Raw genomic sequence first — 12,367 nt, forward strand, 5'->3', positions numbered from 1 at the left:
GCATGCAAAATCTGTGTCTCTTTTACGATACTTTCAATCGGTCTGTTAGTTCTATCCGATATAAACGTTTACCCCCAACGAGATGTAGAGTTCTTCTTCTTCCTGATACATCTCAATCTTATCCTCACGAGCAAGCCAGCCTATTGCGGCTCCCAATTCTTTGTCCTTCAATCCGGACTTTCTTTTCAATGCTCCATAGCTCCACTTTTCATTATCGCTAAGGAGCTGCCAGACTTTGCCGGCATTGAGTCCAATTTCGTTCTTGTTCATTTTCTTTGCAATTTAAAAAGGTTAATAGTTTCTTGATTAGGTTATCTCTACGAAGCGTAAAGATATCATTTTTAATTTTAACAACACAGAAAACGAACAAAAGATATAAAATTTAATCACTTTTGTAACAGTTTCGTAATTTTATACGGTTTCAATTGACACATATCAAGAAGAAAATACAACAAACTGCGATGTCTTATGAAAAGTCATCGCAGTTTGTTGTGCTTTCAAAGAAGGTTTTGAATAAATTCCCGTCAGTGTTTTAATAGTTGATTAGGTGTCAAAGAAAAGCTGAAAAGAAGTTTATTAGTAGAAGCCGAGTAATATTCATACTTAATCAATACTTTTTGCTTCTCCAGCAGTTTGTAGAAATCACAAATCTCTTTTGATTTTTTTATCAATAACCTCTGTTGTCGCATGGCATTTTTCCTTATTGCAGAGCCAATCTTATTATAATCCAATGCATCATTATCAAATCCCCCAGACACTGTAAAACGCAAAACATAGTTACCTGTATTAGGAGAGTATCTTATACGATCTATACTCGTAAATTCATCCATTTGCTGCGGAAAAGTGTTTTTATTAGCAGCTATAACCTCTTTGATTATTTGCAAATGATCCGCATTTCTGCAATTTCTATAAGCAATCCAATAATTATTATCATATACAATAGAGGTTCGACTTATTCTTACTTTTTCTCCACTTTCATTACAATAATCACATATACTAAGATTAAGGCTATCTAATAATTCACCATTCTTCCAATTTGCAATAGCAGAAACAGTAATAGAAAACCCTGAATCATCCATTTTGAAGTTCTTCTTCAATGAGTTGCCCAATATGTATCATAGTATCGTATATAAAAAAAGGCGGAACCATTCATAACCTATCCTGTTCTGAGGTACCGCCAAGTACCTTGTCCGTGAATAAGTACGAATAGTCCACGCCAATCAGCGTGAACTTTCACTTAATTATTCTCAACGGACTTTAAATTGGCGGTTTTCAGAACAGAGAATAAGAGCTAAAGCTCAATGTCTTCTAATAAGTATAAGAATGGAAATGCTATTCCATTTGTTTATGATTTATATTCATTTAATATTTTGCTGCAAGAGGCTATGCCTGGCATAGCACTTCTTAAGGATTTACTTTCTTTTATACCTCAATACCCTAATGTTTTGATTGCTGCAAATACAATGAATGTTTCTTATTTTATTTTACTATACGAATAAGTTATTAACGGCTTCACTTTTTCTTGTATTAAAAAAGCCGTACCAAAGATACTCTCTGATACGGCTTTAACTTATATATAAATAGTTCTATTGAAGAGAATGATATTACATCATTCCGCCCATACCTCCCATTCCGGGAGCACCCATAGGCATTTCGGGCTTATCTTCTTTCTTTTCTACGATCACACATTCAGTAGTGAGACACATACCAGCAATAGAAGCAGCGTTTTCAAGAGCTACGCGAGTAACCTTAGCAGGATCTACCACACCGGCAGCGTTCAAGTTTTCATAAACATCGGTACGGGCATTGTAACCGAAGTCACCTTTACCTTCACGTACTTTCTGAACAACAACTGCACCTTCTTTGCCTGCGTTAGCTACAATTTGACGCAAAGGTTCTTCGATGGCACGCTTGATGATGTCAATACCTGTAGTTTCATCGGCATTTTCACCTTTCATACCTTCCAAAGCGTCGATAGCACGAATGTATGCTACACCACCACCTGCTACGATACCTTCTTCGATCGCTGCACGAGTGGCACGAAGTGCATCATCTACACGGTCTTTCTTTTCCTTCATTTCTACTTCAGAAGCAGCACCTACGTACAGTACAGCTACACCACCTGAGAGCTTAGCCAAACGTTCCTGCAGTTTTTCCTTGTCATAATCGGACTTGGTAGCAACAATCTGAGCTTTGATTTGTTCACAACGTTCTTTGATGGCCTTTTTGTCACCGGCACCGTTAACGATGGTAGTATTATCTTTAGATACAGTGATTTTGTCAGCAGTACCCAACATTTCGATAGTAGCTTGTTCCAGTTTCAAACCTTTTTCTTCACTGATAACAACACCACCAGTCAATATTGCGATGTCTTCCAACATTTCCTTACGACGGTCACCGAAGCCCGGAGCCTTCACAGCACAAATCTTTAACTGAGAACGCAGACGGTTTACAACCAAGGTAGTAAGAGCTTCGCTATCTACATCTTCGGCAATTACCAATAGAGGACGGCCACTTTGTACAGCCGGTTCGAGAATAGGCAAGAAATCTTTCAAGTTAGAAATCTTCTTGTCATAGATCAGAACGTATGGATTCTCCATCTCACATTCCATCTTCTCTGTATTGGTAACGAAATAAGCAGAAAGATAACCACGATCGAACTGCATACCTTCTACTACACCGATAGTGGTGTCAGTACCTTTGGCTTCTTCAATAGTGATAACACCGTCTTTTGATACTTTACGCATAGCGTCAGCAATCAATTTACCGATAACCGGGTCATTGTTAGCAGAAACAGAAGCAACTTGTTCGATCTGATCGTAGTTGTCACCTACTGTCTGAGATTGAGTCTTGATAGATTCAACGACTTTAGCAACAGCTTTATCAATACCGCGTTTGATATCCATAGGGCTTGCACCGGCAGTAACGTTCTTCAAACCTTCAGCTACGATGGCTTGAGCCAAAACAGTAGCGGTTGTAGTACCATCACCTGCGTCGTCACCAGTTTTTGAAGCTACTTCCTTCACCAATTGAGCGCCGGTGTTCTGATATGCATCGGACAATTCGATTTCTTTTGCAACAGTTACACCATCTTTAGTGATGTGGGGAGCACCGAATTTCTTTTCGATGATTACGTTACGACCTTTAGGACCGAGAGTAACTTTTACTGCATTAGCCAGTGTGTCGATACCTTTCTTCAATTGGTCACGGGCATCGATATTGAATAAAATTTCTTTTGCCATAATGATTATCTTATTTACAGATTATATATTACTAATTACAAATTATCCCAAAACAGCGAGTACATCGCTTTGACGCATGATGAGGTACTTAGTGCCTTCAACTTCCAGTTCAGTACCGGCATATTTGCCATACAATACAGTATCGCCTACTTTCAGCACCATTTCTTCGTCTTTTGTTCCGTTGCCTACTGCGATAACTTCACCTTTCAAAGGTTTCTCTTTTGCTGTATCAGGAATAATGATACCACCAATAGTTTTTTCTTCTGCAGGTGCAGGGAGTATCAGCACTCTGTCTGCCAATGGTTTAATGTTCATAGTTCTTTTGTTTTTATTTATGTTATACATTAATTATAATAGTTTCTTGCCATTACGCAAGCGATAAAGAACTTACGAAAAGTGTGCCAAACGGAAAAGCTGTTCCTTTGGCAGGCAAAGGCTGACAAAATGGCAAAAAGGATTGGTATTTATTACAAAAAAGAGCATCTTTGCAACCCGAATTAAAAGTATAATAAATAATGAACGCAATCTGGATTGTCCTTCCTATTCTCACGCTGTTAATGTTTGAGTTGGGGCTTACGCTACAAATAGAAGATTTCAAACTATTCAAGAAACGTCCACGCCCGATTATAGCTGGAATAATAGGACAAATCATATTCTTGCCGATATTGGCGTTTATCTTAGGCTGGCTATTCAAGCTCGACCCTCTCTTTTTTATCGGAATCATGTTGATAGCCTGTTCACCCGGTGGCAGTTCATCAAATATCTTCTCAATGATTGCCAAAGGGGATGTGGCACTATCCGTATCGCTTACAGCATGTAGCAGTATCATAACTCTGTTTACTATCCCAGTGATTATGGAGTTTGCCACCCGGCTTATAGGCAGTAACCTGAATATTGATGTCCACCTTCCTATAGGTAGCCTTATGATACAGAACCTTTTACTAATGCTTCTCCCGATTGTAACCGGCATTTTGGTGAAACGTTATCGCCCGCTTGTGGCGGAAAGAATTCATAAAATCTTATCTAAAGTAGCTTTTCCTGCATTAATTTTGCTAGCAACCCTCTTTTTCATTCAACATCATGCTACTATCACAGCACAATTCGGCAAACTAGGCTTGTGCATCTCTGTTCTTATATTATTAGCTATGGGTGGAGGTCTACTACTATCGAAGTGGATGCACCTCAACCGGAAAGAGCAACGCACACTCATTATAGAAATAGGTATGCAGAATGCAGCTCAAGCAATTGCCATTGCCAGTAGTCCGTTTGTATTCAACAACGATATTATAGCAATACCCGCCATCATTTATGCATTGATGATGAATGTGATTCTATTAGTGTATGTAGGGATAGCAAAACGAAGATAATCAGAGGGGATAAGTTATTACTATTTCTCCTTCGACTATCTCGTAAGAGCCTCCAGCCGCTTTCAAATACAAGCGAGCTATATCTTGGCCAATACGTTCATTAGAAGTGGAAGCATGTAATTTCACAAGAGGAATATGAATGACTATTCGTGCAAAACGTCCTGTAGTGTTCAATGTATAATTCACCTCGAACTTCTCCTCACAATCTTCGGGAGCAGATAAGGCAAAAACCAATACACGGCTGAACCATGCACTATCCACCCTTGCCACCAAAGTATCAAGTTCTGTAGAGAATTGCTGTACCCAAGTGTTCGCAACCTGCATACCCAATATTGACTTTGCCTCTTGGCATAATTGCACCAAATCGTGCTCATTTATACTGAACTTCATCATGCCAGCTTCCAAACGTGACAAATCGAGTACATTATTAACAAGGAGAATTAACCGTCCGGCATGTTTCTTTATCTTCTCCGAGAACTCCAACCTATCTTTCTGAGACAAATTGTCCGACAAGGATAGAATATCGGCACAATCTACAACCGTCTCAATCGGTTCTTTTATTTCCTCGTTGATAGTGCGCAGGAAGATTTCTTTCATCCTATTGGCATCATCAGCCCGCTTCCACGCTTTACGGGTTTCTTCCTCTGAATGACGCAACACTTTATTTGCACGAAAGATATATCTCAATACAACCAGCAATATTATTAACAACAATACCGCTACACTGACTTTCACAATATTGAATCTCTCCTGCCCCATCTCATGTTCAAGCAAAGCTTTCCTGATTTTAAAGTTCGATAGCGCTGCCTCTTTATTATTACGTGCAATATCTCTATTAATAGAATAACATAGATGTACAGCATTCTTGTAGCTAAGCGCTGCCACTTTATAATCCTTTCTGAATGCGGCACAGTCACCCTTCATCTGATGGACACTTATCATATAGGTTATCCGTAAGTCCTTGCCTATTTCAGCAGCAAGATCAAACTCTTTGTAGCAATTAGGCATATCATTAATCAGATAATAATATCCTCCCCAATACGTATGATAGCTAACTTGCTTTATCACAAGCCAGTCATCTCCATAATATTGTCTCACTTCTTCCAATGATTTTTTCATCATCCCAACATCAGGAATTGCCAGACCAATCTTGCTATAATCCAACAGAATTGCAATAAGAGCATCTCTATAACTAACAGAGTCGGTTATTTCTCCTTTTTTCAACTCTTCCATACTCTTATCCAAAGCTTCCACTGCTTTATCATATAAATTCTGCTGACAATAAATCATAGAAATTCTATGGTAGACCGCCCTTCTTTGTTGACTGGTAAGTTCCGGCAATTCCAAAAACTTCAGGCTCTGTTTCAAAGCTTCATCATGTTGATGAGCTTGTCGCACATTTTCACTTAAAACAATATCAGCAATAAGCTGCCCCTGAGGATATTTTAAAGAATCGGCTTCTCGCTTCATCTGTTCGACACCAATAGTTACCAGTTCAGTATTGCCCTTTCCACTTTCACCTGTTAATAAATTACTCCATGCACTAAAGTACGGTCCATACTGCTTGTACTTCAAGCAAGCTGTTCTTAAATCCTGCAAACAACTTTTCAGACAGTTTCGATTTTCTCGGTACTCGTAATATCGACAGAGATCATAAAGCACGCTGATTTCCAGACTGGCTTTCTCCAATCTACGAGAAAGCCCTAATGACAAATTCAACAGTTCGATAGTCCAATCCAATTGTCGGTGATGCCGAAAAACATGCTGCATATAGATGATTCTTGTAGAATCCATAGGCATGCGATTCACTATTTGTATTACGCTATCACATGCACGCTTATCCACCGGCTTCATATCGACAGCCCACGTTGCAGTTACAAACATGAGAGACAGAAATATAAGAAAAGTAACTCGTTTCATACACTTCCCCCTCTCTCTTTTAATGGATGCGTAAATACGAAACGGGCTCCTTTCGTGTAAGTGGAATCAACCCATATTTTGCCACCCAACCTACTGACAATAAGTTGACAAATAGACAATCCTATACCTGTTCCCTGAACATGTTCATTTAATTTTTCAAACCGATCGAAGATATGTGACTGGGACTCCAAAGGAATACCACATCCTGTATCAGTAACGGAGAATTGAATCATATCTCCGACCGTCTTTTCTATTTTCAAAGTAATACTTCCAGTCTTGGTAAACTTGGTAGCATTCACCAGTAGATTGATAAGTAGCTGCTGCAAACGGGCAGAATCGGTTTGTAGAGTCAATTCCTTGAGTTCCGATTCGAACAAGATTGCCGCCTCGGTGCGTTTAATAGCAGCAATCGTTTTTACAATCCCTTTCCCTATCATAATGACGTCACAAGATTGAATATTGAATGCCATATTTGTCACATCCACACATGATATATTTACAATATCATTAATAAGCTTTTGCAACAACTCAGAATTCATCCTGATTATTTCGCTAGACTGGTTGCGGGTGTCTTCATCCAAATCTTCCATTGACAGCACTTCAGCAAAACCGGCAAGAGCATTCAGTGGAGTCCTAATTTCATGGCTCATGTTGGACAATAACAAGCTTTTATTTTGAATAGACTCTTCGGCAAATCTTTTGGCTTCTTCTAACTCTTTCTTTGAAAGGGCAATCCGTTTGTTTTGACGTCGAAGATAAAAGATAGATACGGTTATGATTAAGATGATTGAAATACTGGTAACCCAAATAAAATTCAGCAGACGGTTTCTTTGGATATTGTTATTGAGTTCAAGTTCATCAATAGAATAGTTTTTTCGTAAATCATCCACATAAACAGAGTTTATTTTACGATAATCCTTGATGGCACTAATATATATATCATGGTAAAGACTACATGCTTCTTGATACTGTTCTTGTTGCATAGCACGTTGTACCGTACTCCAATCGATGCTATCAGCTTCGTAGGCGTATCCGAATATAGATATACTGATTAGAAAAGTAAGAAGAATATATTTCTTCATCTGCTATCTCCACCTTATTTAGTTGTTTAAACCACAAAAGTAACACTAAAAATGAAATTAATGACTAAGTAAACTAAATAAATAAGAGGATCGGGAGAAGAACTATTGACACCCGAAATACTAAAAAGCGGAAAGAAAGTATGTTAAGAGAATGGGGACTTATATAATCTGCCCTACTCCAATAACTCTTCAATAGAATAATTCTCCCAAAACACCTTGGTAGAATGTACTAATGAACTACCCATATAGATCAAAAACAATGCTGCTATGACAATCATCAAAAAACTGACGAGGGCATTGTGCTTTTCTTGTTTTAATTCAACTGAAACCATAAAAACCTCCTTTATTTATTGTCACTGCAAAAGTAAGTGCAATGTATTACATCTATCTTACACGATTATGACAAATATAGTGCAAAACCAAAGCAAAAACAAATTTATTTGATTCAACTAATGATATAGTTCATAATCGTCCAAACAAATATACAAAAAAAGGGGGCATTTTGTGCTCCCTTTTAAATGTATTTCAGATTTTATTAATTCAATTCGCTAATCAGCTCCTGAGGAGTCAATAATTTCTGTTCGCCGGTTTCCATATTTTTTAAAGTAACCTTGCCTTCATTCATTTCGTTCTCTCCCACTAATGCAACAAACGGAATCGCTTTGGAGTTTGCATAACTCATTTGTTTTTTCATTTTACCGGCATCTGGGAAGATTTCAGCACGAATGCCTGCAGCACGAACTTGTGCAAGTATATTTATAGAGAAAGCAGCTTCCTTTTCACCAAAGTTGATAAACAATAATTGAGTACCGTTCACAGCTTCTTTCGGATAAAGTTCCAGTTGATTCAATACGTCGAAAATGCGGTCGGCCCCGAAAGAAATACCTACACCCGAAACGCCGGACATACCAAACACGCCGGTCAAGTTGTCATAACGACCACCACCGGTAATACTTCCGATCTGGACATCAAGAGCTTTTACTTCAAAGATAGCTCCGGTATAGTAATTCAAACCGCGGGCAAGGGTCAAATCGAGTTCAATCTCGTTCTTCAAGCCAAGGACAGAAAGAGTTTTCAAGATGAATTCGCTCTCTTCAACACCCTTTAGTCCGATTTCACTTGCAGCAAGTACCTCTTTCAAGGTGGCGAGTTTTTCTTCATTGCTACCACTGAGTAGAATAATAGGTTGCAGTTTGGCAATTGCCTCATCGCTAATTCCTTTTTCTCTCAGTTCCGTATTGACATTTTCCAAACCAATCTTATCCAGTTTGTCAATAGCCACTGTTATGTCTACTATCTTATCAGACTCACCAATTATTTCAGCAATACCACTCAGAATCTTACGATTATTAATTTTAATACAAACACGAATGCCGAAGTGTGTAAATACTGTATCGACGATCTGCATCAATTCCACTTCATTCAAAAGAGAATCACTACCTACTACGTCAGCATCACACTGATAGAATTCACGATAACGTCCCTTCTGCGGACGGTCGGCACGCCAAACAGGTTGTATCTGATAACGTTTGAAAGGAAATGTAATCTCTTCACGGTGCATGACCACGTAACGGGCAAACGGTACGGTAAGATCATAACGAAGTCCTTTCTCGCAGAACTTGCTGGCAAGTTTTACGGCATTACGGCTCAACAGTTCTTCATCCGTAAGTCCTGAGAAATAATCACCTGAATTCTGTATTTTAAATAGAAGCTTATCACCTTCTTCTCCATACTTACCCATCAAAGTAGATAGCATCTCCATAGAGGGAGTTTCTATTTGCTGGAAACCATAAAGATGGTATACATCGCGAATCGTATTAAATATATAGTTACGCTTCGCCATTTCTACGGGCGAAAAGTCGCGGGTTCCTTTCGGAATACTTGGTTTTGCTGCCATATTCGTATCAATTACTTTAAAATTCGGACGGCAAAGTTACGGTATTTTATCGAGGATGAAAAGAGAAAAAGAAAGAATATCAGACTAATGACTATTGAATAGAAAGGACAGGCTGCACCGTGTACACACAATCGCAAACAACTGTGATCGTTTTCGAACGAAGTGTTCATTAATGAACAAGTGGATACTATCCCAATATTCTATTTATCAATCATTTATATTCTAGGCATATTTTTTGTTTCACTTATCATACTAACTAATAAAGAAAGCATATTATGAAGAAACAAATCTATCTATTACTCTCACTACTTTTTTGTTATACAACTTTCAGCTTGGCACAGACTCAAGATGAACAGAAACTAAAAGATGAGTTCTACAAGACATTCAACAATCTTAGTAAAGAGAAAAAACAAGCGCTAAATGAAAAGAATTATACACAGGTAGAGAAATGCATTTGGGATATTATCCACCATTATGAGCAACTACCGGAAGCTGTACAAAAAATGATAGGATTGAATTACGGATATTATTACTACGACGTGACTTGCTACCAAGCCTTACAAGGAAAAAAGGAAGAAGCCTTAAAGCATTTTGAATTGGCTCAACAAAACGGATATAGTAACTATAACCATATATTGAAAGACACCGATCTGGACAATCTACGCGAAGAAAAAAGATTTCAAGAAACATTAGCTAAAATCAGAGAAGAAGGTGATTATCTCTATATTTTGCAAAAGGCTCCGCAATACGTCAGAAGTGAAAAGAAAGACACATTACCCCATTTCACCTACATGAATCCAAATGACAGTAATTTGATACAAGTACGCCAATACTTCAAACTAGATAGCGTGGCAGGTACAGGAGACGAAATTTCTAGAATAAAGAAACTGCTCACTTTTATACATGACAAAATCAAGCATGACGGACAACATTCCAACCCTAAACATCTTAACTCTATTGCTTTAGCAGAAGCCTGCAAAGATGGTTCACGAGGATTGAACTGCCGGGGACTTGCTACCGTATTAAATGAATGTTATCTTGCCATGGGCTTCAAAGCACGCTTTGTAACTTGTATGCCTAAAAAATACATCAGCGATTGCCATGTCATCAATACTGTTTACTCCAACACTTTAAATAAGTGGATATGGGTAGACCCCACCAACAATGCTTGGGTAATGGATGAAAACGGCACTCTGCTCAGTATAAAGGAAGTGCGTGAACGCTTATGCGACGGTCGCCCATTAGTACTGAACGAAGAAGCTAACTGGAATAATAAGGAGAAAACCTTGAAAGAGAATTATCTTGATAACTATATGAGCAAAAACTTATATTATATGAGTTGTACGCTACGTAGCGAATTCGGCGCAGAAGACAAGAAATTCAACCCTGCCGACTATGCCGCACTCATGCCCAACGGTTATTATAATGATTTGGAGAAAGGTTCTTATATCATTAATGATGATGAATGGTATTGGCAATCACCTTATCAAAAATAAAAACAGATGATCTATTTACATAAAACAGATGATGCGTTTGAAGTAAACAGACTATCTATTTAAACCAAACAGACCATCTGTTTCATACGAACAGATGGTCTGTTTTTTATCTTTAGAGATGCAGCATAAACTAATCTCTACGTCCCATGAATATCATTATATAATAGATCAGTGTTGCTAACGAACCTAGAGCAGCTACTACATACGTGTAAGCAGCAGAACGAAGAGCATCCTCAGCCGACTTATGATTGTATGAATTAGTGATACCAGAACTACTCAACCATGAGAGCGCACGTTTACTGGCATCAATTTCTACCGGCAAAGTAACAAAACTGAATAGCGTGGTCAATGCAAACAAGATAATACCAGCCAATAGCAATTGCGGAAAAGAATTCAGCAACAAGATGCCACCCAGCAATAACCAAGTCATCCATTGTGAAGCAAAAGATACTACCGGCACCAATTTGCTACGCATTGTCAACGGAGCGTATGCACGAGCATGCTGTACAGCGTGTCCACATTCATGAGCGGCCACTGCGGCAGCCATAATGCTATTGCCTTCGTATACGCCTTCACTCAAATTCACTGTCTTATTGGCAGGGTTATAGTGGTCTGTCAGATGTCCCGGTGTATGCGTCACGGTAACATCATAGATACCGTTATCATGTAACATTTTCAACGCAACATCACGTCCCGTCATACCGTTGCCAGTAGGGATCTTAGAATATTTCTTAAACTTGCGTTGGAGGTTCATCTGGACCAGCCAACTCACCAAAGCGATGCCAATAAAGAGAATCCATTGTATTCCTATCATTCCTGTTCCCATTTTCTTTTTTCTTTTTAGTAAATAATTAGTCGTTTCTAGTTGTAGAACAAATTGTTTGCCAAAAATAAAAGGAAACAAGGAACATTGCCCTCGTTTCCCTTATCTTTTAGGAAGAATTAGCTAAAATCAATAAATTTCCAGTTCAACAACTTTGTCTATATCTGTCGGAATTTCTGAAAGATACAGCATGATGCCTCCTTCACATTTTTGAGTTCTCAAAGGCAGGCGGTCTGCATAGCTAACAACTTTCTTCACTTTCTTCTCTTTGAGAGGCAAAAAAAGTGCTTTATCTTGCAAATCCAGAATATGAACATACAATTTATTTCCCTTCTGCGTAGTGACTCCCCACGGATGCGGAGCAATACAACCACCACGGGTTCCGTAAATAGTTTCACCATAGATTTTCATCCAATCTCCCACTTCCGCAAGGCGCGCCACAGCAACTGCCGGCAGTTCACCATCGGGCTGAGGACCGATATTCATCAGTAGATTGGCATCTTTTCCGGCAGCATTCACCAGGTACTGTATTAAAGTTTT

General features: G+C 38.7%; 13 protein-coding genes. 3 read left to right on the top strand and 10 right to left on the bottom strand.

Annotation, left to right across the window (positions count from 1 at the left end):
- Window positions 1-51: 51 nt before the first annotated feature.
- Both Q1W14_RS12635 and Q1W14_RS12640 read right to left on the bottom strand, forming a co-directional pair.
- Window positions 52-270, bottom strand: a complete 219-nt coding sequence (locus Q1W14_RS12635; RefSeq protein ID WP_300701895.1) for a winged helix-turn-helix domain-containing protein — start codon at window positions 268-270, stop codon at window positions 52-54.
- A 254-nt stretch (window positions 271-524) separates the two neighbouring features.
- Window positions 525-1,097 carry a hypothetical protein gene (locus Q1W14_RS12640; RefSeq protein WP_300701897.1) on the bottom strand — a complete coding sequence of 191 codons (573 nt, stop codon included), beginning with the start codon at window positions 1,095-1,097 and terminating at the stop codon, window positions 525-527.
- A 204-nt stretch (window positions 1,098-1,301) separates the two neighbouring features.
- On the opposite strand from Q1W14_RS12640, the gene Q1W14_RS12645 reads away from it, so the two are divergent.
- Entirely contained in the window at window positions 1,302-1,499 is a 198-nt protein-coding gene (locus Q1W14_RS12645; protein ID WP_300701899.1) for a hypothetical protein, read from the top strand.
- A gap of 105 nt (window positions 1,500-1,604) precedes the next feature.
- Here Q1W14_RS12645 and groL read toward each other — a convergent pair whose 3' ends face one another.
- Both groL and Q1W14_RS12655 read right to left on the bottom strand, forming a co-directional pair.
- Window positions 1,605-3,242 (bottom strand): chaperonin GroEL, encoded by a 1,638-nt coding sequence (gene groL / locus Q1W14_RS12650; RefSeq protein WP_300701901.1) that lies wholly within the window; start codon window positions 3,240-3,242, stop codon window positions 1,605-1,607.
- Window positions 3,243-3,284: 42 nt separating this feature from the next.
- Entirely contained in the window at window positions 3,285-3,557 is a 273-nt protein-coding gene (locus tag Q1W14_RS12655) for a co-chaperone GroES (protein ID WP_004290132.1), read from the bottom strand.
- A 200-nt stretch (window positions 3,558-3,757) separates the two neighbouring features.
- Between Q1W14_RS12655 and Q1W14_RS12660 the strand changes: the two genes are divergently transcribed.
- A complete protein-coding gene (locus Q1W14_RS12660) occupies window positions 3,758-4,609 on the top strand; it encodes a bile acid:sodium symporter (RefSeq protein WP_300701905.1) in 852 nt (283 codons plus the stop codon).
- Here Q1W14_RS12660 and Q1W14_RS12665 read toward each other — a convergent pair whose 3' ends face one another.
- The 4 genes from Q1W14_RS12665 to hisS form a co-directional block, all read right to left on the bottom strand.
- On the bottom strand, window positions 4,610-6,529 hold the full coding sequence (locus tag Q1W14_RS12665) for a hypothetical protein (protein WP_300701906.1): 1,920 nt from the start codon (window positions 6,527-6,529) through the stop codon (window positions 4,610-4,612).
- A complete protein-coding gene (locus Q1W14_RS12670) occupies window positions 6,526-7,611 on the bottom strand; it encodes a HAMP domain-containing sensor histidine kinase (protein WP_300701908.1) in 1,086 nt (361 codons plus the stop codon). Before Q1W14_RS12670 ends, Q1W14_RS12665 begins: the two co-directional genes overlap by 4 nt.
- Window positions 7,612-7,784: 173 nt before the next feature.
- Complete coding sequence (locus Q1W14_RS12675; RefSeq protein WP_300701910.1) at window positions 7,785-7,943, bottom strand: hypothetical protein; 159 nt, start codon at window positions 7,941-7,943, stop codon at window positions 7,785-7,787.
- A 203-nt stretch (window positions 7,944-8,146) separates the two neighbouring features.
- Complete coding sequence (hisS, locus tag Q1W14_RS12680; protein ID WP_300701912.1) at window positions 8,147-9,508, bottom strand: histidine--tRNA ligase; 1,362 nt, start codon at window positions 9,506-9,508, stop codon at window positions 8,147-8,149.
- A 275-nt stretch (window positions 9,509-9,783) separates the two neighbouring features.
- On the opposite strand from hisS, the gene Q1W14_RS12685 reads away from it, so the two are divergent.
- Window positions 9,784-11,004 (top strand): transglutaminase-like domain-containing protein, encoded by a 1,221-nt coding sequence (locus tag Q1W14_RS12685; RefSeq protein WP_300701914.1) that lies wholly within the window; start codon window positions 9,784-9,786, stop codon window positions 11,002-11,004.
- 130 nt (window positions 11,005-11,134) lie between these two features.
- Here the strand turns inward: Q1W14_RS12685 and Q1W14_RS12690 are convergent, their stop codons facing one another.
- Both Q1W14_RS12690 and Q1W14_RS12695 read right to left on the bottom strand, forming a co-directional pair.
- Window positions 11,135-11,830: a zinc metallopeptidase gene (locus Q1W14_RS12690; RefSeq protein ID WP_300701916.1), complete on the bottom strand. Its 696-nt coding sequence runs from the start codon at window positions 11,828-11,830 to the stop codon at window positions 11,135-11,137.
- A gap of 126 nt (window positions 11,831-11,956) precedes the next feature.
- Window positions 11,957-12,367, bottom strand: a 411-nt coding sequence (locus tag Q1W14_RS12695; protein WP_300701918.1) for an alpha-L-fucosidase, incomplete at its 5' end; no start/stop codon positions are given.

Source organism: Bacteroides sp., from assembly GCF_030151085.1.
Lineage (GTDB): Bacteria > Bacteroidota > Bacteroidia > Bacteroidales > Bacteroidaceae > Bacteroides.

What these genes read in the sequence shown, in the direction of transcription:
- Q1W14_RS12635 (WP_300701895.1), bottom strand. Translation starts at nt 270, where the DNA reads ATGAACAAGAACGAAATTGGACTCAATGCCGGCAAAGTCTGGCAGCTC.
- Q1W14_RS12645 (WP_300701899.1), top strand. Translation starts at nt 1,302, where the DNA reads ATGTCTTCTAATAAGTATAAGAATGGAAATGCTATTCCATTTGTTTAT.
- groL (WP_300701901.1), bottom strand. Translation starts at nt 3,242, where the DNA reads ATGGCAAAAGAAATTTTATTCAATATCGATGCCCGTGACCAATTGAAG.
- Q1W14_RS12655 (WP_004290132.1), bottom strand. Translation starts at nt 3,557, where the DNA reads ATGAACATTAAACCATTGGCAGACAGAGTGCTGATACTCCCTGCACCT.
- Q1W14_RS12660 (WP_300701905.1), top strand. Translation starts at nt 3,758, where the DNA reads ATGAACGCAATCTGGATTGTCCTTCCTATTCTCACGCTGTTAATGTTT.
- Q1W14_RS12665 (WP_300701906.1), bottom strand. Translation starts at nt 6,529, where the DNA reads ATGAAACGAGTTACTTTTCTTATATTTCTGTCTCTCATGTTTGTAACT.
- Q1W14_RS12670 (WP_300701908.1), bottom strand. Translation starts at nt 7,611, where the DNA reads ATGAAGAAATATATTCTTCTTACTTTTCTAATCAGTATATCTATATTC.
- Q1W14_RS12675 (WP_300701910.1), bottom strand. Translation starts at nt 7,943, where the DNA reads ATGGTTTCAGTTGAATTAAAACAAGAAAAGCACAATGCCCTCGTCAGT.
- hisS (WP_300701912.1), bottom strand. Translation starts at nt 9,508, where the DNA reads ATGGCAGCAAAACCAAGTATTCCGAAAGGAACCCGCGACTTTTCGCCC.
- Q1W14_RS12685 (WP_300701914.1), top strand. Translation starts at nt 9,784, where the DNA reads ATGAAGAAACAAATCTATCTATTACTCTCACTACTTTTTTGTTATACA.
- Q1W14_RS12690 (WP_300701916.1), bottom strand. Translation starts at nt 11,830, where the DNA reads ATGGGAACAGGAATGATAGGAATACAATGGATTCTCTTTATTGGCATC.